General features: G+C 66.4%; 23 protein-coding genes and 1 tRNA gene. 16 read left to right on the top strand and 8 right to left on the bottom strand.

Annotation, left to right across the window (positions count from 1 at the left end):
* Positions 1–14 precede the first annotated feature (14 nt).
* On the bottom strand, positions 15–326 hold the full coding sequence (gene rplU / locus TK90_RS10060) for a 50S ribosomal protein L21 (protein ID WP_012983371.1): 312 nt from the start codon (positions 324–326) through the stop codon (positions 15–17).
* 201 nt (positions 327–527) lie between these two features.
* On the opposite strand from rplU, the gene ispB reads away from it, so the two are divergent.
* The 5 genes from ispB to spoT all read left to right on the top strand — a co-directional run bounded on the left by ispB (position 528) and on the right by spoT (position 4921).
* Positions 528–1496, top strand: coding sequence for an octaprenyl diphosphate synthase (gene ispB / locus TK90_RS10055; RefSeq protein ID WP_012983370.1), 969 nt, complete (start codon positions 528–530; stop codon positions 1494–1496).
* A gap of 116 nt (positions 1497–1612) precedes the next feature.
* A tRNA-Pro gene (locus TK90_RS10050) sits at positions 1613–1689 on the top strand.
* Positions 1690–1774: 85 nt separating this feature from the next.
* On the top strand, positions 1775–2425 hold the full coding sequence (gmk, locus tag TK90_RS10045; RefSeq protein ID WP_012983369.1) for a guanylate kinase: 651 nt from the start codon (positions 1775–1777) through the stop codon (positions 2423–2425).
* A gap of 34 nt (positions 2426–2459) precedes the next feature.
* Positions 2460–2735 (top strand): DNA-directed RNA polymerase subunit omega, encoded by a 276-nt coding sequence (gene rpoZ / locus TK90_RS10040; RefSeq protein ID WP_012983368.1) that lies wholly within the window; start codon positions 2460–2462, stop codon positions 2733–2735.
* Positions 2736–2749: 14 nt separating this feature from the next.
* Entirely contained in the window at positions 2750–4921 is a 2172-nt protein-coding gene (gene spoT, locus TK90_RS10035) for a bifunctional GTP diphosphokinase/guanosine-3',5'-bis pyrophosphate 3'-pyrophosphohydrolase (protein ID WP_012983367.1), read from the top strand.
* 41 nt (positions 4922–4962) lie between these two features.
* Here the strand turns inward: spoT and mutM are convergent, their stop codons facing one another.
* From mutM to TK90_RS10020, 3 genes are read right to left on the bottom strand one after another with little or no spacing between them, the layout of a single operon-like run.
* Positions 4963–5778 (bottom strand): bifunctional DNA-formamidopyrimidine glycosylase/DNA-(apurinic or apyrimidinic site) lyase, encoded by an 816-nt coding sequence (gene mutM / locus TK90_RS10030; protein WP_012983366.1) that lies wholly within the window; start codon positions 5776–5778, stop codon positions 4963–4965.
* On the bottom strand, positions 5771–6715 hold the full coding sequence (locus TK90_RS10025; RefSeq protein WP_012983365.1) for a hypothetical protein: 945 nt from the start codon (positions 6713–6715) through the stop codon (positions 5771–5773). The genes mutM and TK90_RS10025 overlap by 8 nt, the downstream gene beginning before the upstream one ends.
* Before the next feature lie 3 nt (positions 6716–6718).
* Positions 6719–7933 (bottom strand): EAL and HDOD domain-containing protein, encoded by a 1215-nt coding sequence (locus tag TK90_RS10020; RefSeq protein WP_012983364.1) that lies wholly within the window; start codon positions 7931–7933, stop codon positions 6719–6721.
* A 74-nt stretch (positions 7934–8007) separates the two neighbouring features.
* On the opposite strand from TK90_RS10020, the gene TK90_RS10015 reads away from it, so the two are divergent.
* Entirely contained in the window at positions 8008–8217 is a 210-nt protein-coding gene (locus TK90_RS10015; RefSeq protein WP_012983363.1) for a hypothetical protein, read from the top strand.
* A gap of 117 nt (positions 8218–8334) precedes the next feature.
* Here TK90_RS10015 and rpmG read toward each other — a convergent pair whose 3' ends face one another.
* The 3 genes from rpmG to TK90_RS10000 all read right to left on the bottom strand — a co-directional run bounded on the left by rpmG (position 8335) and on the right by TK90_RS10000 (position 10563).
* Positions 8335–8505, bottom strand: coding sequence for a 50S ribosomal protein L33 (gene rpmG, locus TK90_RS10010; protein WP_012983362.1), 171 nt, complete (start codon positions 8503–8505; stop codon positions 8335–8337).
* A 10-nt stretch (positions 8506–8515) separates the two neighbouring features.
* A complete protein-coding gene (rpmB, locus tag TK90_RS10005; protein WP_012983361.1) occupies positions 8516–8752 on the bottom strand; it encodes a 50S ribosomal protein L28 in 237 nt (78 codons plus the stop codon).
* 74 nt (positions 8753–8826) lie between these two features.
* Entirely contained in the window at positions 8827–10563 is a 1737-nt protein-coding gene (locus TK90_RS10000; RefSeq protein ID WP_012983360.1) for a bifunctional diguanylate cyclase/phosphodiesterase, read from the bottom strand.
* A 183-nt stretch (positions 10564–10746) separates the two neighbouring features.
* On the opposite strand from TK90_RS10000, the gene TK90_RS09995 reads away from it, so the two are divergent.
* From TK90_RS09995 to pmbA, 10 genes are all read left to right on the top strand, one after another.
* Positions 10747–11706 carry a LysR family transcriptional regulator gene (locus tag TK90_RS09995; protein WP_012983359.1) on the top strand — a complete coding sequence of 320 codons (960 nt, stop codon included), beginning with the start codon at positions 10747–10749 and terminating at the stop codon, positions 11704–11706.
* Entirely contained in the window at positions 11703–12446 is a 744-nt protein-coding gene (locus tag TK90_RS09990; RefSeq protein ID WP_012983358.1) for a type 1 glutamine amidotransferase, read from the top strand. Before TK90_RS09995 ends, TK90_RS09990 begins: the two co-directional genes overlap by 4 nt.
* A 14-nt stretch (positions 12447–12460) precedes the next feature.
* Entirely contained in the window at positions 12461–12937 is a 477-nt protein-coding gene (locus TK90_RS09985; protein WP_210399568.1) for a hypothetical protein, read from the top strand.
* Complete coding sequence (locus TK90_RS09980) at positions 12934–14052, top strand: AI-2E family transporter (RefSeq protein WP_012983356.1); 1119 nt, start codon at positions 12934–12936, stop codon at positions 14050–14052. The genes TK90_RS09985 and TK90_RS09980 overlap by 4 nt, the downstream gene beginning before the upstream one ends.
* 81 nt (positions 14053–14133) lie before the next feature.
* Positions 14134–15648 carry a ribonuclease G gene (rng, locus tag TK90_RS09975; protein ID WP_012983355.1) on the top strand — a complete coding sequence of 505 codons (1515 nt, stop codon included), beginning with the start codon at positions 14134–14136 and terminating at the stop codon, positions 15646–15648.
* Between the two features lie 266 nt (positions 15649–15914).
* Complete coding sequence (locus TK90_RS09970) at positions 15915–19817, top strand: YhdP family protein (protein WP_012983354.1); 3903 nt, start codon at positions 15915–15917, stop codon at positions 19815–19817.
* Positions 19818–19829: 12 nt separating this feature from the next.
* Positions 19830–20660, top strand: coding sequence for a carbon-nitrogen hydrolase family protein (locus TK90_RS09965; RefSeq protein ID WP_012983353.1), 831 nt, complete (start codon positions 19830–19832; stop codon positions 20658–20660).
* A gap of 108 nt (positions 20661–20768) precedes the next feature.
* The gene (gene tldD, locus TK90_RS09960) at positions 20769–22211 is read left to right on the top strand and encodes a metalloprotease TldD (RefSeq protein WP_012983352.1); all 1443 of its coding nucleotides are present in this window, start codon (positions 20769–20771) and stop codon (positions 22209–22211) included.
* A gap of 46 nt (positions 22212–22257) precedes the next feature.
* Positions 22258–22521: a hypothetical protein gene (locus TK90_RS09955; protein WP_012983351.1), complete on the top strand. Its 264-nt coding sequence runs from the start codon at positions 22258–22260 to the stop codon at positions 22519–22521.
* An 86-nt stretch (positions 22522–22607) separates the two neighbouring features.
* The gene (pmbA, locus tag TK90_RS09950; RefSeq protein WP_012983350.1) at positions 22608–23981 is read left to right on the top strand and encodes a metalloprotease PmbA; all 1374 of its coding nucleotides are present in this window, start codon (positions 22608–22610) and stop codon (positions 23979–23981) included.
* 19 nt (positions 23982–24000) lie between these two features.
* Here the strand turns inward: pmbA and TK90_RS09945 are convergent, their stop codons facing one another.
* Positions 24001–24828: a symmetrical bis(5'-nucleosyl)-tetraphosphatase gene (locus TK90_RS09945; protein ID WP_012983349.1), complete on the bottom strand. Its 828-nt coding sequence runs from the start codon at positions 24826–24828 to the stop codon at positions 24001–24003.
* Between the last annotated feature and the right edge of the window lie 4 nt (positions 24829–24832).

Below are 24832 nucleotides of genomic sequence, written 5' to 3'. Positions count from 1 at the left end.
TAATGCCCAGTGCCTCAGCCGGCGATGCCGGTGATGCGCACGGTGGTGTAGTGCTGACGGTGCCCCATCTGCTTCTGCGAATGCTTGCGGCGCCGGAATTTCATGATGTGGACCTTCTTGGCGCGGCCATGGTCTTCGACCTTGGCGGTTACCTTGCCGCCGTCGACCAGCGGGGCCCCGACGCGGACATCGTCGCCCGAACCGACCATCAGCACCTGGTCGAACTCGACCTCGGAGCCGGCTTCGGCCTCAAGCTTTTCGATGCGGATCACGTCACCTTCGGCGACGCGGTACTGTTTACCACCTGTTGCGATGATCGCGTACATTTCCCTGGGACTCCGTTGCGATACCTGTGTGGACCGGCCCGTAGAGTTTGGAACTCAAGCCGGTCTCGCGAAAGGGCGGAAATGCTAGCAGCGAGTGGCTCCCGGGTCAATGCCAACCCGTGGTGCGCGCTTGACACCCCACCGGGGCCTTCCTAGCATGCCAGCGCCTACCAACTTCCTCATACTGGCGCGCCTACCCGCATGTCCATCAACGCAATCCGAGAGCTGGCTGCAGACGACATGCAGGCGGTCGACCAGTGCATCCGTGACCGGCTCAGTTCGCCGGTGGTGCTGATCAACCAGCTGGGCCACTACATTATCCACTCCGGGGGCAAGCGCCTGCGGCCTTTGCTGGCGACCCTGTCGGCGCGAGCCTGTGCGGTCGAGGGCGATGAGCCTGTCGTACTGGCCGCGGTGGTGGAGTTCATCCACACCGCGACCCTGCTGCATGACGATGTGGTCGACGCCTCCGAGATGCGCCGGGGCAACGAGACCGCGAACCACATCTTCGGTAACGAAGCCGCGGTGCTGGTCGGCGATTTTCTCTACTCGCGCGCGTTCGAGATGATGGTCGAGGTGGGCTCGATGCGGGTGATGGAGATCCTGGCCCACGCGACCAACGTGATCGCCGAGGGCGAGGTGATGCAGTTGATGAACTGCCATGACGCCGACGTCGACGAGGCACGCTACATGAACGTGATCCAGTCGAAGACGGCCAAGCTTTTCGAGGCCGCCTGCCAGCTGGGCGCCATCCTTGGCGAGCGTCCGCGGGCCGAGGAAGAGTCGCTCGCCCACTATGGCATGCATCTGGGTACGGCCTTCCAGCTGATCGACGATGTGCTCGACTATTCCTCCGACGATGCCGTGACCGGCAAGCGCATGGGCGATGACCTGGCCGAGGGCAAGCCGACCCTGCCGCTGATCCAGGCGATCCGGGTCGGTACGCCGGAGCAGCAGACCGTGGTGCGTCAGGCGATCGAGGACGGCGGGCGTGAGCAGGTGGAGGCGGTCCTCGAGATCGTCCACGCCACCGGGGCCCTGGACTACGCCCGCGAACGCGCGGCCGCAGAGACCGAGGCGGCGATTGCCGCGGTGTCCGTGCTCCCCGAGTCGCCACACCGCCAGGCCCTGATCGACCTCGCGCGTTTCGCCGTCGGCCGCGATCACTGACCCGTTCACACCGGCGGTTTGGGGCCATTTGCCGGTGACGTCGATGGGATCGAAGGTTCGGCTGGCACAGGGCATGGACACGCCCGTAGTGGCTCGGCATAATAGCGGGCTCGGTTCGGAGTGTAGCTCAGCTTGGTAGAGCACTGCCTTCGGGAGGCAGGGGTCGAAGGTTCGAATCCTTTCACTCCGACCAACTCTATTTCCCTGGTGTGCCGGGTCGTTTCTGGCCGGCAGCCAGCCGATGATTCCATTCCTGTTCTGCTCCTGCGGACGCGTTCATGACCGCCACTTCCCAGGCCGTTCGCGGCACCCTCTATATCGTTTCCGCGCCATCGGGCGCAGGCAAGACCAGCTTGGTTGCCGCTTTGTTGGAGCGGGTGGAACAGGTCGAGGTCTCGGTCTCGCATACGACGCGCAAGCCGCGCGCCGGCGAGGTGAACGGCGAGCACTATCACTTCGTCTCGGCCGAGGAGTTCCTCGGCATGATCGAGGATGGCCAACTGCTGGAACACGCGAAGGTGTTCGACAACTTCTACGGTACCGCGCGCGCCAGCGTTGAGGAACGCCTGGATGCCGGCATGGACGTGATCCTGGAGATTGACTGGCAGGGCGCGCGCCAGGTGCGCGCGGCCGTGCCGGATGCACATTCGATCTTCATCCTGCCGCCGTCGCGCGACGAGCTGGAGCGGCGCCTGCGCGGACGCGGGCAGGACAGTGAAGAGGTGATCCAGCGCCGCCTGCGCGACGCGGAGTCCGATTGCACGCATTTCCGTGAATATGACTACACGGTCGTCAACTCGGATTTCGAGCGGGCGGTCAGTGACCTGGCCAGCATCTTCCGCTCCAACCGTCTGCGCACGGTGGAGCAGGAGATTCGTTCCGCATCGACGATACGGAATCTGTTGGCGAGTACGCCGGGCACGGCGTAACATGCAGTATTAACGACTCATAACCGGAGTACCCATGGCACGCGTCACCGTCGAGGACTGCCTCGAAAAAGTGGACAATCGCTTCGAACTGGTGCTGATGGCGGCCCGCCGGGCCCGTCACATCGCCCACGGCAAGGAGCCCCGTGTATCCGAGGACAACGACAAGCCCACGGTCATCGCCCTGCGCGAGATCGCCGAAGGGCTGGTCGGCACCGAGGTGTTCGACGAGCACGATGAACGGCCCCAGAAGCAGATGCTGGACTTCAGCACGATCCGCCATCTGGAGCAGCTGGAAGCCGACGAACGCTAGGGAAACACTGACTCATGGCCGCTGGGCAGCCAGCCGTGCCCGGGGCCGCATCGCCGGTTCCCGGTGACTCGACCCGATTCCTGATCAGCGATCTATGTTCCGAGCTCGAGTCTTACCTCGAGCCGGACGAAGTCGAGGAGGTCTATCGCGCCTATCTGCTGGGCGCGGAGGCCCACGAAGGTCAGACCCGCAAGACCGGCGAGCCGTACATCTACCACCCCCTGGCCGTGGCCCGGACCATGGCCGAGATGCGGATGGACCACAAGGCCATCTGTGCCGCGATCCTCCATGACGTCATGGAGGATACCGCCACCAGCAAGGATCGCATCCACGCCGAGTTCGGCGAGGAAGTGGCCGAGCTGGTCGATGGCGTCTCCAAGCTCACCCACCTGCAGTTCCAGTCCAAGGCCGAGGCGCAGGCGGAGAATTTCCGCAAGATGATGCTGGCGATCACCCGCGATATCCGGGTGATCCTGATCAAGCTGGCCGACCGCCTGCACAACATGCGCACCCTGGGCGTGATGCGCCCGGACAAGCGCCGCCGCATCGCCAAGGAAACCCTGGAGATCTACGCGCCGATTGCCCAGCGCCTGGGGATGAACGCGATCCGCCGCGAGCTGGAGCAGCTCGGCTTTTCCGCCAAGCACCCCTGGCGGGCCGCGGTCCTGGAACGCGCCGTGCAGCGGGCCGGGGGCAACCGGCGCGAACCGATGAAGAACATCGAACAGGCGATCTGCTCGCGCATGGAGGCGGCCGGGATCGTCGGGCGAATCTCCGGGCGCGAAAAGAGCCTGTACAGCATCTATCGCAAGATGCGCGACAAGCACCACTCGTTCGAGGAGGTGTTCGACGTCTTCGCGATCCGCATCATCGTCGACGATGTCGACACCTGCTATCGCTCGCTGGGTGTGGTGCACAACCTCTACAAGCCGGTGCCGGGGCGCTTCAAGGACTACATCGCGATCCCCAAGTCGAACGGCTACCAGTCGCTGCATACCATCCTGTTCGGCCCGCAGGCCATCCCGATCGAGGTGCAGATCCGCTCCACCGAGATGGATCGCGTGGCCGAGAGCGGGATCGCCGCGCACTGGCAGTACAAGGCCGGGGGCGAGTCCGCGCGCACCGCGCAGAGCCGGGCCCGCGAGTGGCTGAAGGATGTACTGGAGATCCAGAACAGCGTCGGCAACTCCATCGAGTTCCTGGAAAACGTAAAGGTCGATCTGTTCCCGGACGAGGTCTACACCTTCACCCCCGAGGGCGACATCCTGGTTCTACCGCGCGATGCGACACCGATCGATTTTGCCTACGCGGTGCACTCCGACGTCGGCAACCGCTGCGTGGCGGCGAAGATCGATCGCCAGCTGGCACCGCTTTCGGTGCGCCTGCAAAGCGGACAGACGGTGGAGATCGTCACCGCCCCCGGCGCGCGCCCCAACCCGGCCTGGCTGTCCTTCGTTGTCACTGGCAAGGCCCGGTCCGGCATCCGGCATTGCCTGAAGTCGATGCAGTCGGACGAGGCCCGTGCCCTTGGCGAACGCCTGCTGGAGAAGGCCCTGAGCGCACTGGACACCTCCCTCAAGCAGATCTCGCCGGCGCGCCTGGATCAGCTGCTCGACGCGATGCAGCTACAGGACCTGGACAGCCTGCTGGTGGATATCGGGCTGGGCAACCGCATGGCCTCGCTGGTCGCACGCCAGATGGTGGGCAAGGAGAGCGCGGAGGCCGACAACACTACCCAGACCACGCTGGCGGTCAAGGGTACCGAGGGTCTGGTGCTGAACTATGCCCGCTGTTGCCACCCGATCCCCGGCGACCCGATTATCGGCCAGCTGAGCGCGGGTCGTGGCCTTGTGGTGCACCGGGAGAGCTGTCGTAACGTGCTGCACGAGAGCCGCGACCGGGCGGACAAGACAATCGCGCTCGAATGGTCACACGAGCCGGAACTGCAGTTCACCGCGGCGGTGCGCACCCGCACCGCCAACCGGCGCGGTGCGCTGGCCGACATGGCGGCCGTGATCGCCGACAACGGCTCGAATATCGAGCACATCTCGTTCAACGAACAGGACGGGCACTCCACCGCGATGACCTTCCTGCTGACGGTCAGCGATCGCCAGCACCTGGCCCAGATCATGCGAGGCCTGCGGCGCCTGCCGGATGTGCTGCGTATCGCGCGCCAGCGCGGTTAGCAGGGTTCCCGGGCGATGCTTGTTCGCGCGCGGCTCGCTCGCTACCGTTGGCAGGTCGGGCAGTACGCCGAGGCGCGCTGCCCGATGCGTCGGTTGCGCAGCGGTGTCGCACACTCCAGGCACGGCTCTCCGGCGCGTCCGTAGACCCGCAGTGACTGGCGAAAGTACCCGTGGGTCCCGTCCTCGCGCAGGAAGTCGCGCAGGGTCGTGCCGCCTTGTTCGATCGCCGCGCCCAGCACGGTGCGGATGAATCCGGCCAGTCGTTCGTATTCCGCCCGGGTCACGCGCCCGGCGGCCCGCCCCGGACGGATTCCGGCCAGGAACAGCGCCTCGGTCGCATAGATGTTGCCCACGCCGACCACGACATCCTGATCCATGATGAAGGCCTTGATCGGACCCCGGCGCCCGCGGCTGCGGCGGAACAGGTGGTCGCCGTTGAATGTGGCGTCCAGGGGCTCCGGCCCCAGTGCGGCCAGCAGGGGATGTGGCTCGCCGGTCTCCGGCAGCGGCAGGCAACATCCAAAGCGGCGCGGATCATGAAAGCGCACCTGCGCGCCGTTCGTCAGATGCAGGATCAGGTGATCGTGCGTGCGCAGCGGGACGCCCGGCATGCAGTGGCGCAGCGAGCCGGACATGCCAAGATGCAATAGTGCCCCGCCACGATCGGTGTTCAGCAGCAGGTATTTGGCGCGTCGCGCCAGTGTCGTGATGCGGGCCCCGGCCAGACGCCCGGGCAATTCCTCCGGTACGGGCCAGCGCAGGCGCCCATTGCGTACCTCGAGCCATTCGATAGTCTGGCCTTCAAGAAGAGGCGACAGCCCGCGCCGGGTGGTCTCGACCTCGGGGAGCTCAGGCATGTACGCCCTCGATCTCGAGCAGGAGTTCTGGCCGGCAGATGTCGCCCTGGGCCCACTGGATCACGGGGCCCGGCTTCATGGCCTTGTAGTGCTCGGCGATCACCCCCGCGACGGCGGCGCGATCTTCGGGGCGCCGCAGGTAGACCCGCAACCACGAAGGGCCGGGGAGTTCGCGCCCCGCCGTGTCGTGCAGGGCCTGCAGGTTGGCCACCGTCTCGCGTGCCTGGGCCACCACGTCGTCCGGATGGCGGCTTTCATGGCCGACGATACTCGCCGTGCCGGAGACCATCAGCATGGGCCCGGTCGCGGTCAGCAGCAGCGTGGCGCGGGCGAACGCCGGGCTCCTCGGGCTGTAGCGCTCCGGGTAGTGGTAGGCGCTGACCTGGCGCGGGTTCTCGATCGCGCGAGCCGGGGCGCGTGTGGCGATCAGGTAGACGAACAGGCCCGGTTGCCGGGTGCCGATCGCGGTGGCCGCGGGCATGCTGCCCAGCGGGACCTCGAGCGTCTCCAGCGCCTCGGCGCGCCCAATACAGAAGGCCTGGTAGCGTTCCTGGCCCTGTTCGTCACCGTGGATGTCGGAGAAATAGTTCCAGATGCGTGCCGGATGCTCGAAGCGGCGCTCCCGGCAGGCGTTCAGCAGCTGACGGTAGGCCTGCTTGGTTTGTTCGCGCAGAGGGTGATCCGGGCCCTGCCAGGCGGCGAACAGGACGTCGTCGAACTCCAGCAGATGCAGGGGGGCGGCGCTGGTGCCGCGCGCCGGGCCGTCTCCCCACCAGTTCTCGATATAGAGATCCGGAGGCAGGGCCTCGAGACCCGGGGTGACCTCGATCTGGCCGCTTTCGGCATGAATGCCCGCGCTTGCGTCCAGCCGCACGTGGAGGCCGTCCGGGAGCGTCGTCCCGGGCGAGACGAGCCGGTTGTGCAGGTGGGGTGCCATCAGTCAGGTCCTGGACAGCGCGTCGAGTATGTCCTCGGTCCAGCGTACCGATTCCAGGTAGAGCCGGCTGGCAACCTGTGGCGCCACCGGGGATTCTCCGACGGGGGGCGGGTTTGCCGGCCCCTCGAACGCCTCGATGGTCTCCAGCCAGGGGGCCAGCGGGCCTTTGTGCTCGATCAGCGCCTCTTCCACCTCCGGCGCCAGGTGCAGTTCGTTCAGGATGCGCCGCAGCGGGATGCCCAGTACGCGATCCAGTCCGGAGAGCATCCCCAGAGAGAAGTGGCACTCGCACTCCGGGGCTGTCAGATTGCACGCCCGGGCGAGCAGCATCCCCATGCGGGCGCGGATCATGACCTGTTCGACCGCGGCCGAGGGCCCGGCCGCATTGTGGAGCACCAGCAGCATCCCGATGCGGCGGATTCGCCCCTGCCCCAGACGATCGAGCGCCGAAGCCAGATCGTCCGTGGGCTGTTCGGCGCGGTACGCGGGGCTGTTGGCGATGCGCAGGATCTGGGTAGCCAGATCGGGTTCGGCGCCAATGAGGCGTTCCAGTTCCGATGGTTCAGGGTGGGGATCGTGCAGGGTCTTCAGCAGCTTCAGCAGGGCGACTTCCAGGCTCTCCAGACGCTGGCCTTCGATTACGTGGGGGTGCGACAGGTGGTAGCCCTGGAAGTAGCGAAAACCGAGTTGCTGGCAGTGGTGGTAGCACTCGGCGGTTTCGACCTTCTCTGCCAGCAGCTCCACGCCGAACGTGCGCAACGTCTCGACCTCGCGTGCCAGCGCCTCGGCGGAAAGCGCCAGTACATCGAGTTTGACGATGTCCGCCAGCGCCACCAGCGGCGAGTGGTGGACCTGAAACTGGTAGTCATCCAGGGCGATGCGAAAACCGCGCTGCTTCAGTCTTTGCACCGCGGCGACGACCTCGGAATCGATCTCGATGTCCTCGAGGATCTCCAGGACCACCTGATCGGGGGGCAGGCCGGTGATGATGTCGTCGTCGAGAAAGGACCGTGTCAGATTGACGAAGGCCAGGTGCGGACCGACCAGATGGGGCAGGCCGATATCCACGAACGCGCTTCGCAGCAGGTCCGAGGTGGCTTCGTCGCCATTGGTCACCGCCGCCTCGCTACGGTGGCCGGCGCGAAACAGGAGTTCGAAACCGACCAGGCGCTCGTGCGCATCGAAGATGGGTTGCCGGCCGACAAAAATAGGGTGCATGCTTGCGCTTTGCCAGTTGATGAGCGAGGCGGCCCGATCTGCGTGTGGCCGGCCCGGGAGAGAGCGAACACATCATGGAGTCCATTGATGCGCCGTTTGGCGAGGTCGTGGAGCTGCGGCAGATCCTGCACGACTCGGGGATCCCTCTCCTGAGGGTCATTATCCGCGATGGCGGCCGCTACACCAAGATAGAACTGGACCCGTCTACTGCCCATCAGTGGGGCCGCATGATGGTGCGCTGGGCCGAGACGGCGACACAACAGGGAACTGCCGGGGGAGGATAGGGCTCCGAGTGAGTGGTGTCCGTGATGGTGCACCCACTCAAGGCTGCAGGCAATAAAAAAGCCCGGCCAGGCCGGGCTTTTAGATCTGCCACCAGACGCTCTGGCGCCGGGCAATGACTACTTGATCTTGGCTTCCTTGTACATCACGTGCTTGCGGATGACCGGATCAAACTTCTTGATCTCCATCTTTTCGGGCATGTTCCGCTTGTTCTTCGACGTGGTGTAGAAGTGGCCGGTGCCGGCGGAGGACACCAGGCGGATCTTGTCGCGTGCGCTTTTCGCTGCCATGGAGAGCTCCTTACACCTTTTCGCCGCGGGCGCGGCAGTCCGCGAGCACCGCATCGATGCCCAGCTTGTCGATGATCCGCATGCCCTTGCTGCTCACGCGCAGCCGCACGAAGCGGTTCTCGCTCTCCACCCAGAAGCGGTGGGTGTGCAGATTGGGCAGGAAACGCCGCCGCGTCTTGCGGTGGGCGTGAGACACGTTGTTACCGGTCGCCGGTCGTTTGCCGGTCACCTGACATACTCGAGCCATCTCGGGGACTCCGGAAATTGGGTCTAGCAAAAGACGGCGGATCTTAGCCCAACCGGCGGCCGGGCGCAAGATCATCACGGAGCGTCCTGCTCCAGTGCGCACTCGCGTCGCAACGAGGGCTCGACCGTCTGATGGCGTGCCCATTGCAATGTCTCGCTGAAGGGCATGGGGCGGGCGACCCCGAAGCCCTGGACGGCGTCGCAGCACAGTTCGCGCAGCATGTCGAGGGTCTGGCTGTCTTCCGCGCCTTCGGCGACCACCTTCAGGCCAAGGTCGTGCGCGAGGCCCACGGCCGCGCGGGTGATCTGTTCGTCCACTCGCTGCGTGGCCATGTGGGACACGAAGGTTTGATCGACCTTGAGGGTCGTGATCGGGAGCCGCCTCAGGTAGGCAAGAGAGGAGTATCCAGTGCCGAAGTCGTCGATGGAGAGCGCGAGCCCGCGCTCCGTCAGACGCCGCAGGGCCTCGATGACTTGATCGGGATCGGCCATCAGGGCCGTTTCGGTGAATTCGAGCTCCAGTGAGCAGGCCGGGAGGCCGGCGGCTTCGATACGTTCGATAATGGTTTGTGCAAAGTCGGGATCGAGGAAATTGCGCGCCGAGACATTGATGCTGACCGGGGCCTGGATGCCTTGTTCGCGCAGCACCAGGAGGTCGGCGATCGCCAGGTCCAGTACCTTGAGTGTCAGGGCATGAATGAGCCCCGTTCGCTCGGCTTGTGCAATGAACCGATCCGGCGGTACCTGTCCCCGGTGCGGGTGTTGCCAGCGCAACAGGGCCTCGAAGCCGCACAGTTCGCCACGCTGCAGGGTCACCTTGGGCTGGTAGTGCAACTGGATTTGGTCGCCCTCCAGGGCGCTTTGCAGCTCGCCCAGCAGCTCCACGGTCTGGCGGCCGGCGTCGTTGCTGCGCCGGTCGTAGGTGCGGTAGCGCCGGCCCGACTGACTGGCCTCGTGCATCGCCATCCAGGCCTTGGTCAGCAGGCTTTGCGGGTCGTCCTGTTCGTGGAACGGAAACGAGGACACCCCGGCGTGAGCCCCGACGTAAACCGGCAGCCCGAGCACCTCGAATGGCGCCTGCAACTCTTCCACAGCCTCCTGTGTAGTGGCCAGGCACTCCTGGCGGCTGCGGTGAGGCAGCAGCAAGGCGAAGTGGTCGTCGTGGATATGGTAGACGAGGGTGTCCGGGCCCCCGGCGACGGCCTGCAGTCGTTCGGCAATCCCCGTCAGCAGGGGTCTCTCCGCGGCGAAGCCCAGGGCGCTGATCGTGTCCGCATAGTTTTCCATTTGCAGGCTGATCACGAACACCCGGGTTGCGGGCTGTTCCGAGCCCTCCGCCTGGGTCATCAGTTGTCGGACATGCTGTTCCAGTGACTCGCGGTTGGGCAGGCCGGTGACGGGGTTGTGGTAGGCCTGATCGAGCAGCCGCGTCGCGTGCTGGCGCAGTTGGGAGAACAGCCAGCCGCTGAACCCGCCCAGCACCAGATAGATCCCGGCACGGGTCACCCAGTTGAGGGTCGGCTGGGCGATCCCCTCGTCCACGTTCAGGGGCATGAACGGCCCCAGCAGAAGCCCGGCGAGCAGGCCGAAGGCCAGCCCGCCCCACAGGCCCATCAGGGCGGCGCCCAGCAGTACCGGGATCAGGATGAAGTTGAGATAGGCGGTGCTGGTGCCGCCGGTCTGATAGACCAGTAGTGTGACGCCGGCCATCAGGATCAGGACCAGTCCCACGCCGGTCAGGCGCCAGGCGCCGGTCACCCCCAGCCAGGATTCGGGACGCCAGGGTCGGTCAAACTCCGAAAGCCGCTCCATGCGCGTTCCTTGGTGGAATGAGTTTTGTCAGCTTGTCCCTACTTTATATATCGATTCCCGCGAGACTGGTGAGTTCATTCCCCGGTCACTGGCTGGTGCCAGTCGTTCACGGGTGTGCCTCTGGCTGTCCCCCTTGCGAGTGGCTTGGTAGCATGCCGAATCGTACGGGTTGCGGAGTGGGGCATGGCCGATCGACGCTTGCAGGTCTTTCTTACGGTGGCGCGCCTTTTGTCCTTCACCAGGGCGGCCGAGGTCCTGCACATGACCCAGCCGGCGGTGACCTTCCAGGTGCGCCAGCTGGAGGAGCAGCTGGAGACGCGGCTGTTCGACCGTAATCACAATCGGGTGACCCTGACCGAGGCCGGGCGTCTGGTGCAGCGCTATGCCGAGCGCATCTTCGATACCTATGGCGAACTCGAGGCCGCGCTGCGCGAGCTGAAGGGGGCCGACGGCGGGGCGATCGTGATCGGCGCGAGCATGACGGTGGCCGAGTACATGCTCCCGGCCTTGCTCGGGGCCTTCCGTCGGGCACACCCGGACATCGGCATCCGGCTGCGCGTCGGCAACACCGAAAATGTCGTCGCGATGGTTGAAGAGGGTAGTGTCGATCTGGGGATCGTCGAGGCGCCGGTGAACCATCGCACCCTGCTGGTGCAGCCCTGCACGGTGGACCAGTTGCGCCTGATCGTGCCGCCGGAGCACGAACTGGCCAGCCGCAAGAGTGTGCGGGTCGCGGAGTTTGTCGAGCAGCCATTCATATGCCGCGAGGAGGGTTCCGGGACCCGCGAGGTCATCATGGAGTACCTTGGGCGGTCCGGTTACGACCGCAATACCCTGCGCGGGTGTATGGAGCTCGGCAGCCCGGAGGCCATCAAGGGCGCCGTGGCGGCGGGCATGGGCGTGTCGGTACTGTCCGAGGCTGTGGTCGCCAAGGAACTGACGCTGGGCGAGCTGGCGGCGATCCCGCTGGACCCGCCGCTGGAACGCCCGATCTCGCTGGTGCATGCGCGCCAGCAGTTCCGCGTGCCGACGCTGGAGGTGCTGATGCAGTTCCTGCGCGGCTACTGCACGGGCCTGGGGCCCGGCGCGGCCGAGGGTAACCCCGCGAATACAGAATCCAATCGAATAGAAGACGCGACATGAAGAATTACTGCGTAGTGCAGCATAGTTATTCCGAGTTTCTCGGCCTGATCGAGTCGCAGCTCGAGAAGCGCGATATCGGCTTTTCCTATTACCGGCCGTTTGTAGGGCAGGACCTCCCCGGGTCGGCGGCCCAGTTCGATGGTCTGTGGCTGTTGGGGGGCGCCTGGCCGACCGCCGACCATGAAGAAAACCCGCAGGTCCCCGACGAGCTGGCCCTGATCGATATCTTCCGCCGGTCGCAGCGCCCGGTGGTCGGGCTGGGCATGGGCGGGCTGCTGGTGGCCGAACAGGCCGGTGGCACCGCGCATGAGGACCCGATGTACCGGGCCCGTTTCGTGACCGCGCACAAGACCGCGGCCGGCGAGGGGGACGATCTGGCCGAGGCCCTGGACGGGCGCCGCGTACTGCAGCTGGTCAACGGCCGCGTGGATTTGCCGGAGGGGCTGGAGCCAGTCCTGGTGGACGACGACGGTGACTGGCTGGCGATCCGGCCGGACAAGTTGACCTACGGGCTTTTGTTCCGGCCGGAAATGAAGCCGGGCATGCTCGAAGACATCATCATGGAGGCCAAGCACAACCCGCCGCCGAACATGGGCGAGTTGCTGGGCGAGGCGCGCATGGAGTGGGGCGAGATGCAGAAGGTCACCGAGGACGTGATCGTCGCCCTGGTCAAGGAGCTCGGTCTGATGCAGGAACGGCGCAAGATGCCCGTGTTCAGTCTGAAGATCGAGAACGAATAGGCATGCTCCCTCCGATGGGCAGTCCGAGCGGGCTGGGCGGGGGCGATGTCGCCTCCGCCTTGGCCCGTGGCAAGAAGAAAAAGGACGATCCGGCGCGCGAGCTGGCCGAGATCGCGTCACGCCTGTCGCCCGAGGATCAGGCCAGCCTGCTGAAGTTCGCGCGTTTCCTCGAGCAGGAGTCGCCGGCCCCGGCACCGGAACCGGTGCCCGAGCCGGAGCCGATCCCGCGCCCGGAGCAGGAGTCGGTGGTCAAGGCGATGCGCCGGCTGTCGGCGACCTATCACATGCTGGATCGCTCCAAGCTGCTCAACGAGACCTCGGCGCTGATGGCTCAGCATGTCATGCAGGGGCGTCCCGCGGTGGAGGTAATCGACGAGCTGGAGGTCGTGTTCCAGACCCACTACGAAAAGGTGGTGGCCGAGGACCCGACGCGTCAGGACACGGACGCCCGGGCGAAGGGTGACTCGACGAAAGGGGACGTGACTCGATGATCGACGTCCTGCGCGAGTGGTACCGACGGCATTTCACTGATCCCCAGGTGGTGATCCTGGCGTTCCTGCTGCTGGCGGGATTCCTGATCATCGTATTCGCCGGGCGCATTCTCGCCCCGCTGCTCGCCTCGCTGATCATTGCCTATCTGCTGGAGGGAGCAGTGCAGAAGCTGATACGTCTGCATGTTCCGCGCCTGCTGGCGGTGACGATCGTGCTGCTCGTCTTCCTGGCGCTTACAGTCGCCGCGCTGTTTAGTGTCGTGCCGCTGATGTCCGCTCAGGTCACACAACTGGTCCGCGAACTGCCGGGCATGATCCGCGAGGGGCAGGCCTTGCTCCTGCAGCTTCCCGAGCGCTACCCGCAGCTGATCACCGACGAGCAGGTGCGCGAGTTGATGGGCGCCATCCAGGCCGAGGCCACCATGCTCGGACAGCGGGTGGTTTCGTTCTCGCTGGCTGGCGCCCGGCACCTGGTGGACGTCGTGATCTACCTGATCGTGGTGCCGCTGATGGTCTTCTTCATGCTGAAGGACCGCGACCTGATCCTCGACTGGGTGCGCAGCTTCATGCCGCGCGACTCGCACCTGGCCAGCGAGGTGTGGCGCGAGGTCAACGTGAAGATCGCCAGCTACGTGCGCGGCAAGTTCATCGAGATCCTGATTGTGTGGGCCGTCAGCTTCCTGACCTTCAACTGGTTCGGGCTGGAGTATGCCGTGCTGCTGTCGTTCATGGTCGGCATTTCGGTGATCATCCCGTATATCGGGGCGGCGGTGGTGACGATCCCGGTAGCCGCCGTGGCCTACTTCCAGTTCGGGCTGTCCAGCGAGTTTGCGTGGCTGTTGATCGCCTACGGGGTGATCCAGTTCCTGGACGGCAATGTGCTCGTTCCGCTGCTGTTCTCCGAGGTGGTCAATCTGCACCCGGTCGCGATCATCGCGGCGGTGTTCGTGTTTGGTGGTATCTGGGGACTGTGGGGCGTGTTCTTTGCCATCCCGCTGGCGACCCTGGTGCATGCGGTGATCAAGTCCTGGCCGCGCACCGACAAGCTCGAGGCCAGGCGCGAGGCGGAGCAGCAGGCTGCAACGCCCGAGCCCGCCGAAGCCGACTCCAAGTAGCCCCGCCGGGCCGGCGTCCCGCGTCCGCGCGGGAGATCGGCGTGGCCTGCACATTCACAACAACAAGAAGAAAAACCCAGCATGACCGGTACCGAAATCCTGATGAACGTCACCCCCCAGGAAAGCCGCGTGGCCCTGGTCGACAACGGCGTTCTGACCGAACTGCACCTGGAACGAACCCGTCGGCGCGGGATCGTCGGCAATATCTACAAGGGCCGTGTCGTACGCGTGCTCCCGGGCATGGACGCGGCCTTCGTGGACATCGGCCTGGATCGTACGGCCTTTCTGCATGCCTCCGACGTGGCACCGGTGGAGCGCGAAGAACTTGACGGCCATGGGTCGGCCAACGGTCCGGGTAACGGCGGCGGCAATGGTTCCGGCCGTGCCGAGACCATCCGCGAGCTGCTACGCGAAGGCCAGGATGTGCTGGTGCAGGTAATCAAGGACCCACTGGGCACCAAGGGCGCCCGGCTGACGACCTACATCACCGTGCCGTCGCGCCATCTGGTGCTGATGCCCAATCAGAGCAATGTCGGTGTGTCCACGCGCATCGAGGACGAGGGTTCGCGCAGTCGTCTGCGCGAGAAGGTGGAGGCCCTGCGCAACGAGATCGCCCCGCAGCATGGCTTCATTGTGCGCACCGCGGCGGAACTGGTGGACGACGAGGCCCTGGAAAACGACACGGCCTTCCTTAAAAAGGTCTGGGACAGTATCCAGATGGCGGCTGCCGAGGCCAGCGCGGGGGAGGAGGTCTACGCCGACCTGCCGCTGGTGCTGCGCATCCTGCGCGACATGGTCGGGGTCGAGATCGAGCGCATTCGAATCGATTCGCGCGAGACCTACCAGAAGGTGTGCGAGTTCGTCGCACAGTACCTCCCGGAACTGGTGGGGCGGATCGAGCATTACCCCGGCGAGCGCCCGATCTTCGATCTGTTCAATGTCGAGGAGGAGATTCAGCGAGCGCTGGAACGCAAGGTCGAGCTGAAGTCCGGGGGCTACCTGATTTTCGACCAGACCGAGGCGATGACCACGGTGGATATCAACACTGGCGGCTTCGTTGGGCATCGCAAGCTGGAAGAGACGATCTTCAAGACCAACCTCGAGGCGGCCCAGGCGATCGGGCGCCAGCTGCGCCTGCGCAATCTCGGCGGGATCATCATCATCGATTTCATCGACATGCAGGACGACGAGCACAAACGCCAGGTCATCCGTGCCCTGGAGAAGGCGCTCGAGCGCGATCACGTGAAGACACAGATCTGCGATGTCTCGCCGCTGGGGCTGGTCGAGATGACGCGCAAGCGCACACGCGAGAGCCTGGAACACCAGCTCTGCGAGCCGTGTCCAACCTGTGCGGGGCGCGGCTATCTGAAGTCGGCCGAGACCGTTTGCTACGAGCTGTTTCGCGAGATCCTGCGCGAAGTACGACAGTACGACGCGCGCGAACTGCGTGTGCTCGCCTCGCAGAACGTGATCGACCTGCTGCTGGATGAGGAATCGGCCAGCCTGGCGGAGCTGCAGAGCTTTGTCGGTATCCCGATCCGTTTCCAGGTGGAGACGCTATATACCCAGGAGCAATTCGACGTAGTGTTCGTCTAGGAGCCTGTCGGATTTGGGCGATCGTCGCGAGCGTGGGTCAGGAGAGTGGCCCCAAGTCCGACAGGCTCCTGGGGAAACACTGATCCATGTACGCGTTCGCGTTGGTACCCCCAGGGGGTTTTTTCTAGCCGGGGACACGCAGGGGAGACGAGCCCCCAGCCAGGAACGGAGGAGGAAACGGACGGCGTGACAGCGATGCACGGGCCCAGACTGCGCGGGGGTCCCGGCACACCGGGCCGGCGGTGTTGCGGCCGGTCGGGGCTGAAATGAGATCCCTGTCACACTCTGTTCGTATCGTTGTTGGCGTCCTCCTTCTGCTGACTGCGCTGGCCGCGGTTGCCTTGCTGGCCCTGCGCCTGACGGTGGCCCACTGGGACGGGCTGGATGAGTGGGTGGAGACCACGGCCAGCGCGCAGCTGGGTTACCCCATTCACACGGACGAGATCGAGCTGGGCTGGTCCGGCTGGTCGCCGGCGCTGGTCGCCCGGGGCGTGAGTGTCGACCTGTCCGGCGAGGAGCCGCTGCATCTCGAGCGCCTGCGACTGTCACTCAGCGCCGGTGCAACGCTGCGAAGCCGTTTTCCGTCGATGCAGGTTGAGGTGGCCGGCGCCGAGGTCCGGGTGGTCCGCGAGGCCGATGGTGCGATTCACGTACACGGCTACGAAGTGGGGCTGGGCGACGGCGCCTTGCTGGAGATCCCGGTGGAGCGCTGGCCGGATCTCGAAGCGAGCGAGGTGCACATCACCTGGGAGGACCGCGGGGCGGGGCTGGAGTCGGTCCTGGATGTGCGGCGCCTGGCCGTGCGGACGGATGCCCGGAGCCGGCTGCGCGTTTTTCTCGACGGCGCCATGCAAGGGGCGGCCGACGGTGATTTCGTCCTGGGGGTGGAGGTGCCGGATGCGACCGCCCGCGATGCACGTTTCTTCCTCGATACCCAACCGGTGGCACTGGGCGCCTGGTCTCCCTGGCTGGTGCGCCTGGGCTGGGAGCCGCCTCCCGGCACGACCGCCCTGCGTCTTTGGGGCGAGATCGACGATGGCCGCGTGGTCGCGCTGCGCGGCGAGCACGACACCCAGCTGGACGGAGCCGGGGGCGAGCCGGGGGGCGCCTTTGGTCATCGCTTCGACTGGCGGGTGCGCGGCGCCGCCCATGAATCCAACTGGACCGCGACGCGCCCGGGGTCAGGCGATCTGCGCCTGCGCTATACGCTCGGGGGGGAACCCGAGGCGGTGATTGTCGAGGCGCTGGAACTCGCGGCGCGGGACCTGGAGGTGGAACCCTATGCACCTCTGCTGTTCCTGGTGGAGCAGCGCGCGCCCGAGCTCGCCGACCCCCTGCGCGAGGTGCGCCCGCGCGGACGGCTCGGCGATGCCTGGGTGCGGGCACGGCATGACGGGGAACGTCTGGAGCCGGTAGAGGGGCTAGCGCAATTGCGCGATCTGCAATGGCATGCGGGCGATTACGGGCCGGGCGTGCAGGGGGTCGACGGGGAGGTCTCCTGGCGCGAGGGCGGGCTGGAGCTCGACCTCGACAGCCGCAATGTGCGCTTCGAGATGCCCACCCTGTTTGACGACCCCCTGTGGATCGAGACGGTGCGCGGGCGGCTGCGGGCCGAGCGCAACGAGGCCGGTGACTGGCGCATCGCCGGGGAGGGGCTCGATGTCGCGAACGAGCACGCGGCCGCCCGTGGCCGTATGCGGCTGTTGTTCGACGGGCACGAGTCGGGCCCGCGCGTGGACCTGGCGCTGGATATCCTGCGCGCCGACGGCGACTACACCCAGCGTTATCTGCCCATTCATTTGTTGCCGTCCAATACTTACCAGTGGCTGGCGGAGAGCATCCAGACGGGGGTCTCCGACGGGGGCGGTATGGTCTATCGCGGCCGTGGCCGCGACTTCCCGTTTACGGATCAGTCGGGTGTGTTCGACCTGTGGGCGGATATCGAGGAAGGTCTGCTCGATTACGAGCCCGGCTGGCCGGTAGCGGAGGACCTGCGCGGGCGGTTGTTGTTCCACAACGCGAGTTTCCGCGCGACCGATGTCTCGGGGCGCATCCTCGATACGGCGGTCCACGGCACCGAGGTATGGATCGACGACATGATGGACACCCCGGTCCTGGAGATCGAAGGCACGGCCGACGGCACCGCACAGGACCTGATGCTGTATCTGCGTCAGGCCGGGTTGCTGGAAGATGCCGCCGAGATTCGCGATGCGGCAACACTGGAGGGTTCCACGCGTCTGGCCCTGGGCATTACGCTGCCGCTCGACGAGGACCGCCTGCAGGATGTCCGTGTGCAGGGACGGCTGGATCTGCTGCATACCCGGGCCGAGGTCGCTGGCTGGCCCACCGGATTCGAGTCCGTGGAAGGGGCGGTGCATTTTGATACCCACGACCGGATATGGGCCGATGACGTGCAGGCACGGGTCCATGGGGAGTGGATCAATGTCAGCGCCGACTGGCCGCTGAACGGCGAAGAGGCCACGATTCGCGCCCATGGTCCCCAGCCGCTGGAACCGTGGCTGGAGGAGATACCCGCCCTGCAGCCGTATCTGGAGGGGCGCGCGACCTGGGATGCAACCCTGAGGCTGGGGGATGCCATCGATGGCGTGCGTCTCGACCTGAGCTCGGATCTGGTCGGCGTCGGGATCGACTGGCCCAGCCCGATTGGCAAGGATCCCGATGAGCGGCGCCCACTGGAGGTAACGCTCCCGTTCGGGCACAGCCGTGCGAGCATCGGGCATGTGCAGCTGGGCGAGACGTTGCGGGCCCACCTGCGCCTGAGTCCAAGTCAGGCACCGGACGACCCGGCTGCACGCGGAGTGGATCCACAGACCGCTGCGGCCGGAACGGACGTACAGGCCATGGCGCTGGAGATTGGCATTCCGGCCGCAACCCTGCTCTCGCTTCCTGGCGAGGGCCTCTCGGTACGGGCACGCTTGCCGGAACTGGACGTCCAGCCCTGGCTGGAGGCGCTGGCCGAGGCGCCCTGGGCGCGGGATGTGGACCTGGGCGATGTGGAAGCCGCCGATGGCAGTGGCGGCCTGAGTCTGCAGCGGATCGAGCTGGACGTGCGCGATCGTATCCGTTGGGGCGAGCTGGAGATTCCAGGTACGCGTCTGCAGGGGCAGCGGCGCGAGGATGGCTGGGACCTGGAGGCCCAGTCGGCCTGGTTGTCGGGAAACGCCACCTGGCGTGCGTCCGGCGATGGGCGCGACCGCTGGCAGGCGCGCCTGCGTCATTTGATCCTTGAGGACATGGAATTTGATGGCGAGCCGGACAGCGATACGACCGTTCGGGCTGTCGAGGGAGGAGGGCCGGAGGACCCGCGGGAGTGGCCGGGGGTGGACCTGATCCTCGACCGGTTGCAAGTGGGCGAGTATCGCCTGGCCGATGTGCACCTGGCGCTGGGTCCGGTGAATCAGGGGCTGCGGGTGGACAGCCTGCGGGCTCGCGGACCGGACGGTGATCTGCAGGTCCAGGGGAGCGGCCATTGGCATGTCCTCGCCGACGGGCGGCCCGATACCCGTCTGGACATCCGCCTCTCGGGGGACGACTGGGGCGGGGCCCTGACATCGGCACGACTCTCCCGCGCGCTGGTAGGAGGCGAGGGCGAGGGGCGTCTGGATCTGTCCTGGCCTGGCCCGCTGTATGCGCCGCGCCTGGCGCTGCTGGGCGGGACGATGGAGCTGGAACTGGAAGATGGCCGTCTGGCCGACGTCGAGCCGGGAGCGGGGCGCCTGCTGGGACTGGTGAGTCTGGATGTGCTGCCGCGGCGCTTGCGCCTCGATTTCCGCGACGTGTTCACGGAAGGGCTGTCATTCGACCTGCTGGAGGCGACGGCAACGCTGCAAGATGGCAATCTGCACGTTCCTGACCTCGAGATGCGGGGCCCATCCGCCCGGGTGCGTCTGAGTGGCCGCACCGGGCTGATCGCGCGGGATTACGATCACCACATCGTGGTCGTGCCGAGCCTGCGCACGGCACTGCCGATTGTCGGAGCGCTGGTCGGCGGCCCGGTGACCGGGGCGGTGGTGCTGTTTGCGGAACGTGTGCTGGGGATTGGGGATCAAATCGAAGAGGCTGCTCGCGTGGAGTATCGCGTGACCGGTCCGTGGGACGATCCGGAGGTGCAGACTCTGGTTCAGCCGGCCAATGACAATGACGACTAGATGGATGCGCTGATGACTCAGGTAGCGGCAATACAGATGGCCTCCGGGCCCCAGCCTCAGGCGAACCTGCTGGAGGCCAAACGTCTGCTGCAGGAGGCCGCAGACAAGGGGGCCCGCCTGGCGGTGCTACCGGAGAATTTCGCCTTCATGGGGATGCAGGAGACGGATGTCCTGGGCATCGCCGAGGCCGCCGACGGGGCGGGGCCGCTGCAGGCCTTCCTGTCCGAGCAGGCACGCCGTCTGGGGTTGTGGATCGTCGGAGGCACCGTGCCGTTGCAGACCGTGGATGGTCAGCGCGTGCGTTCGGCCTGTCTGGTGTTCGACGACCAGGGCCAGCAGGTGGCGCGATACGACAAGATCCATCTGTTCGACGTGCAGCTGCCGGACAGCAGCGAGGCCTATACCGAGTCGAAGGTGTTCGAGCGCGGTGACAAGGTGGTGGTCGTGGATACCCCGGTGGGGCGCATGGGGCTCGCGATCTGCTATGACCTGCGCTTCCCGGAGCTGTTTCGGGCCCTGCTGGACCAGGGGGCCGACTGGGTCGCGCTGCCGGCGGCGTTTACCGCGCAGACGGGCCAGGCTCACTGGGATGTCCTGCTGCGTGCACGCGCGATCGAGAACCAGTACTACATGCTCTCGTCGGCTCAGGGCGGATTTCACGTGAACGGTCGCGAGACCTACGGACACAGCGCCCTGGTCGACCCCTGGGGGCGGGTGGTCGACCAGTTGCAGCGCAACCCCGGCGTGCTGCTGGCGGACCTGGATCATGCCCAGGTCGAACGCATCCGCACGGTTTTTCCCACCATCGAGCACCGACGCCTGGCGTGTCCGGGGACGGTCTAGCTCGCCCTTCCGGGACGGGCATAACCGCGTGGCGCGCGGGCTTGAAAGCCCGGCGCGGGCCCCAAGCTCCATACTGGATACGACGCCTTCCTGAATTACGAGGATTCCATGATCGACAGCCTTGCCCAACAAACCCTGCTCGACCCGGCCGGCCTGGGCGACCATGAGCTGACCACCCTGCTGGGCACAACCTTTGGCCGCGGCGTGGACGGGGGCGACTGCTACTTCCAGTTTGCCTGCCAGGAGGGCTGGTCGCTGGAGGACGGCATCGTCAAGTCGGCCAGCTTCAATATCGAGCGCGGGGTGGGCATACGCGTGGTGCGCGGCGAACAGACCGGGTTTGCCTATTCCGACGACATCGCGATGCCGGCACTCCTGGATGCGGCCCGGACCGCCCGCAGCATCGCCGATGCGGGCCAGAGCGGGCGGGTCGCGGTCGCGAGTCGCATGCCCACGCGTCCGGCGCTGTATGCCCCCGAGAATCCGATGGACTCGCTGGACGAGCAGTCCAAGATCGACCTGCTCAAGGAAGTGGACGCCGCGGCTCGTGCCGCCGACCCGCGCGTGACCCAGGTGATGTGCTCCCTCGCCGGGGTACACGAGGTGGTCCTCGTGCTGAACGCCCGTGGCGAGCTGACCACGGATGTGCGCCCGCTGGTCCGCCTGAGTGTTCAGGTGATCGCCCAGCAGGGCGATCGTCGCGAATCCGGCACCTCCGGGGGCGGTGGCCGCTTCGGTTATCGCTACTTCCTCGAGAACGATCGCGCGGCCGGCTACGCCCGCGAGGCGGTGCGCCAGGCCCTGGTGAACCTGGAGGCGCGCGATGCGCCGGCCGGTACGATGAAGGTCGTGCTGGGGCCCGGCTGGCCCGGTGTGCTGCTGCACGAGGCGATTGGCCACGGCCTGGAGGGCGATTTCAACCGCAAGGGGACCTCGGCCTTCTCCGGGCGTATCGGCGAGCGGGTGGCCGCAAAGGGCATCACCATCGTTGACGACGGCACGCTGGAAGGGCGTCGCGGTTCGCTGAATGTGGACGACGAGGGCACTGCGACGCAGCAGACCGTGCTGATCGAGGACGGCATCCTGCGCGGCTACATGCAGGACGAGATGAACGCCCGGCTGACGGGCGTCCAGTCGACCGGCAACGGCCGGCGCGAGTCCTACGCCCATCTGCCGATGCCGCGCATGACCAATACCTACATGCTGGCGGGCGAGGCCGACCCGGAGGAGATCCTCGCCTCGGTGGAGGACGGCCTGTATGCGGTCAACTTCGGCGGCGGGCAGGTGGACATCACGTCCGGCAAGTTTGTCTTCTCCGCCTCCGAGGCCTATCGCGTCGAAAAGGGCAAGGTGACCTATCCGGTCAAGGGCGCGACCCTGATCGGCAACGGCCCGGACGTGCTGACCCGCGTCTCGATGGTGGGCAATGACATGCGCCTGGACCCCGGCGTGGGGACCTGTGGCAAGGAAGGGCAAGGCGTGCCGGTAGGCGTGGGGCAGCCCACCCTGCGTATCGACGGCATGACCGTGGGGGGCACCCAGGCGGCCTGACGCCGGCCCGGAGTGCCCGCGGACGAGCAGCGACAAGGAGGCTTAGATGAAGCTGGATTTTCTGGATCAGGAACATTCCCTGCCGGAGGGTCATGGCCACGACAAGATCGTGCAGTGGCATGTCTTCCGCGACCGCGAACGGGCCGAGCATTTCGCCGATCACGTCGAGCTGGGCGAGGGCCAGGAACTGGTCGGTGGCTGGACCCGTGACAGCGTCGGCAAGCTCTACTGGGTCGGCGTGCACGTCGAGGACCTGGAGCGCTGGGGCAACGTTGGCGCCGTGCACAAGCACACGGGACGCCCCTCCTGAAGTCTCGCAGGGCATGACGCACCAAGGCGGGCCGGAATGAACCCGGCCCGCCGATCCTGTTGATCTGAACGCAAACGGACGTCTGTATGAGCACATCCCCCGAACGCATGGCGCCGGATCTCGAGATCCAGGCCCTGTCCCATTCCGCCGACTCCCTGCAGGATCGCGTCCAGCGGACCCTGGACGCGGCCCGTGCGCAGGGGGCTTCGGATGTGCAGGCGGTGGTCAGCCACAGCGTCGGGCTGGAACTCTCCGTGCGCAAGGGCGAGATCGAGACGCTGGAATACGAGCGCGACCAGAGTCTGTCGCTGATTGCCTATTTCGGCCAGTCGAAGGGGGCCGCCTCGACCACCGATTTCGGCGAGCAGGCCCTGCTGGATACGGTCGAAGCCGCCTGCCGCATCGCACGCTACACCGAGCCGGACCCCCATGCCGGGATGCCCGATCCCGCGCTCAAGGCCGGGGAGTGGGATGACCTGGACCTGGATCACCCCTGGGACTGCGATGCAGAACAGGCGACCGAACTCGCGCGTGCGATCGAGGCCGCGGGCTTTGCCGCCGATTCGCGGATCGAGAATTCCGAAGGCGCGAGCGTCAGCACCCGCCGTGCGATCGCTTTTCTCGGCGACTCGCAGGGCTTCATGGGCGGGTATCGCAGCACGCGTCACTCGATGTCCTGTGCCCTGGTGGCGCGCGACGATGCCGGCATGCAGCGTGATTATGCCTACACCGTGGCCCGCCACGCGGCGGACCTCGACGCCTGTGAGGCCATCGGGCGTCAGGCCGCCGAGCGCACCGTGCGGCGACTGGGCGGGCGCAAACTCTCCACGCGCAGCTGCCCGGTGCTGTTTGCCCCGGAGATGGCGCGCACGCTGATCGGAAGCTTTACCCGCGCGATCTCCGGCCCCGCACAGTATCGCCACAGCTCGTTCCTGCTGAATGCGGTCGGGGAGTCCGTGTTCCCCGACTGGATGCAGATCGAGGAACGCCCGCTGACACCGCGCGCGCTCGGCAGTGCCCCGTTCGACGGCGAGGGCGTGCGCACGCGCAACCGGCCCCTGGTGGCTGACGGCGTACTGCAAAGCTATACCCTGGACAGCTATGCCGCCCGGCGCCTGGGGCTGGAGAGCACCGGCAACGCAGGCGGCGCGCGCAACGTGACCGTGAAGCCGGGCGAGCGGGACTTTGCCGCCCTGCTGGCCGAGATGGGCACGGGCTTTCTGGTGACCGAACTGATCGGCCAGGGCGTGAATGCGGTCACCGGCGACTACTCGCGGGGGGCCGCCGGCTTCTGGGTGGAGAATGGCGAGATCCAGTACCCCGTGGAAGAGATCACCATCGCCGGTAATCTCAAGGACATCTACCAGCGCATCGTCGCGGTGGGGACCGACGTCGACCGCCGGGGCAACATCCACACCGGCTCGATCCTGGTCGAATCGATGACCGTCGCCGGCGAATGAGCTCCTGGGAGCCTTCTTCCTAGCCGCACGCTGCCCGCCAGGTACGTATCTGATAGGGGTCGCGGGTCTCGTCGAGGCGCGCGATCGTCATCTCTCGGCCCCAGACACAGCCGCTGTCCAGTGACAGCCAGTCGGGTCCTCGGCGGTGTCCGAGGGCGGCCCAGTGACCGAATACCAGGGGCAAGCCTCTGCTCGGGCGGCCCGGCCAGGCAAACCACGGCGTCAGGGTGTCCGGGGCGTCTTCCGGTGGCCCGTTTCCCGCGAATTCCAGACCGCCATCGGGCATCAGGTAGCGCATGCGGGTAAAGGCGTTGATCGTGTAGCGCAGGCGATCATACCCGGCCAACTCCGGGTCCCAGTGGGTGGGCTCGTCGCCGTACATCACCTCGAACAGGGCATGGCGTCGCGCGGGGTCGCGCAGCTCGGCCTCCACCCGCCGGGCTTCGGTCTGCGCGGTTTCGAGATCCCAGTCGGGCGGGATGCCGGCATGCACCAGGGTCCAGCCAGCCGCGGGATCGGTGTGCAACAGGGGGCGCTGTGCCAGCCACTCCAGCAGCTCGGCGGCATCCGGGGCGTCCAGCACGGGGCGCAGGGTGTCCTTGTTGCCGGGGGTGCGTACACCCTCGGCGGAGGCCAGCAGATGCAGGTCGTGATTGCCCAGCACGGTAGTCGCGGCAACGCCCAGGGCGCGTACGTAGCGCAGGCAGCCAAGCGAGGCCGGCCCGCGGTTGACCAGGTCGCCCACCAGCCACAGGTGGTCCGTGGTGGGGTCGAAACGGACCTGCTCCAGCAGGTGTTTTAGCGGATCCAGGCAGCCCTGGAGGTCGCCGACGGCGTAAAGGGCCATAGCG

The sequence above is a fragment of the Thioalkalivibrio sp. K90mix genome (genome assembly GCF_000025545.1).
Taxonomy (GTDB): Bacteria; Pseudomonadota; Gammaproteobacteria; order Ectothiorhodospirales; family Ectothiorhodospiraceae; genus Thioalkalivibrio.
The sequence above is the reverse complement of the archived record's forward strand: the minus strand, read 5'-3'. Positions and strand labels throughout refer to the sequence as shown.

Bases quoted from the DNA above. Each gene is read 5' to 3' on its own strand.
- rplU (WP_012983371.1), bottom strand. From the start codon at position 326: ATGTACGCGATCATCGCAACAGGTGGTAAACAGTACCGCGTCGCCGAA.
- ispB (WP_012983370.1), top strand. From the start codon at position 528: ATGTCCATCAACGCAATCCGAGAGCTGGCTGCAGACGACATGCAGGCG.
- gmk (WP_012983369.1), top strand. From the start codon at position 1,775: ATGACCGCCACTTCCCAGGCCGTTCGCGGCACCCTCTATATCGTTTCC.
- rpoZ (WP_012983368.1), top strand. From the start codon at position 2,460: ATGGCACGCGTCACCGTCGAGGACTGCCTCGAAAAAGTGGACAATCGC.
- spoT (WP_012983367.1), top strand. From the start codon at position 2,750: ATGGCCGCTGGGCAGCCAGCCGTGCCCGGGGCCGCATCGCCGGTTCCC.
- mutM (WP_012983366.1), bottom strand. From the start codon at position 5,778: ATGCCTGAGCTCCCCGAGGTCGAGACCACCCGGCGCGGGCTGTCGCCT.
- TK90_RS10025 (WP_012983365.1), bottom strand. From the start codon at position 6,715: ATGGCACCCCACCTGCACAACCGGCTCGTCTCGCCCGGGACGACGCTC.
- TK90_RS10020 (WP_012983364.1), bottom strand. From the start codon at position 7,933: ATGCACCCTATTTTTGTCGGCCGGCAACCCATCTTCGATGCGCACGAG.
- TK90_RS10015 (WP_012983363.1), top strand. From the start codon at position 8,008: ATGGAGTCCATTGATGCGCCGTTTGGCGAGGTCGTGGAGCTGCGGCAG.
- rpmG (WP_012983362.1), bottom strand. From the start codon at position 8,505: ATGGCAGCGAAAAGCGCACGCGACAAGATCCGCCTGGTGTCCTCCGCC.
- rpmB (WP_012983361.1), bottom strand. From the start codon at position 8,752: ATGGCTCGAGTATGTCAGGTGACCGGCAAACGACCGGCGACCGGTAAC.
- TK90_RS10000 (WP_012983360.1), bottom strand. From the start codon at position 10,563: ATGGAGCGGCTTTCGGAGTTTGACCGACCCTGGCGTCCCGAATCCTGG.
- TK90_RS09995 (WP_012983359.1), top strand. From the start codon at position 10,747: ATGGCCGATCGACGCTTGCAGGTCTTTCTTACGGTGGCGCGCCTTTTG.
- TK90_RS09990 (WP_012983358.1), top strand. From the start codon at position 11,703: ATGAAGAATTACTGCGTAGTGCAGCATAGTTATTCCGAGTTTCTCGGC.
- TK90_RS09985 (WP_210399568.1), top strand. From the start codon at position 12,461: ATGGGCAGTCCGAGCGGGCTGGGCGGGGGCGATGTCGCCTCCGCCTTG.
- TK90_RS09980 (WP_012983356.1), top strand. From the start codon at position 12,934: ATGATCGACGTCCTGCGCGAGTGGTACCGACGGCATTTCACTGATCCC.
- rng (WP_012983355.1), top strand. From the start codon at position 14,134: ATGACCGGTACCGAAATCCTGATGAACGTCACCCCCCAGGAAAGCCGC.
- TK90_RS09970 (WP_012983354.1), top strand. From the start codon at position 15,915: ATGAGATCCCTGTCACACTCTGTTCGTATCGTTGTTGGCGTCCTCCTT.
- TK90_RS09965 (WP_012983353.1), top strand. From the start codon at position 19,830: ATGACTCAGGTAGCGGCAATACAGATGGCCTCCGGGCCCCAGCCTCAG.
- tldD (WP_012983352.1), top strand. From the start codon at position 20,769: ATGATCGACAGCCTTGCCCAACAAACCCTGCTCGACCCGGCCGGCCTG.
- TK90_RS09955 (WP_012983351.1), top strand. From the start codon at position 22,258: ATGAAGCTGGATTTTCTGGATCAGGAACATTCCCTGCCGGAGGGTCAT.
- pmbA (WP_012983350.1), top strand. From the start codon at position 22,608: ATGAGCACATCCCCCGAACGCATGGCGCCGGATCTCGAGATCCAGGCC.
- TK90_RS09945 (WP_012983349.1), bottom strand. From the start codon at position 24,828: ATGGCCCTTTACGCCGTCGGCGACCTCCAGGGCTGCCTGGATCCGCTA.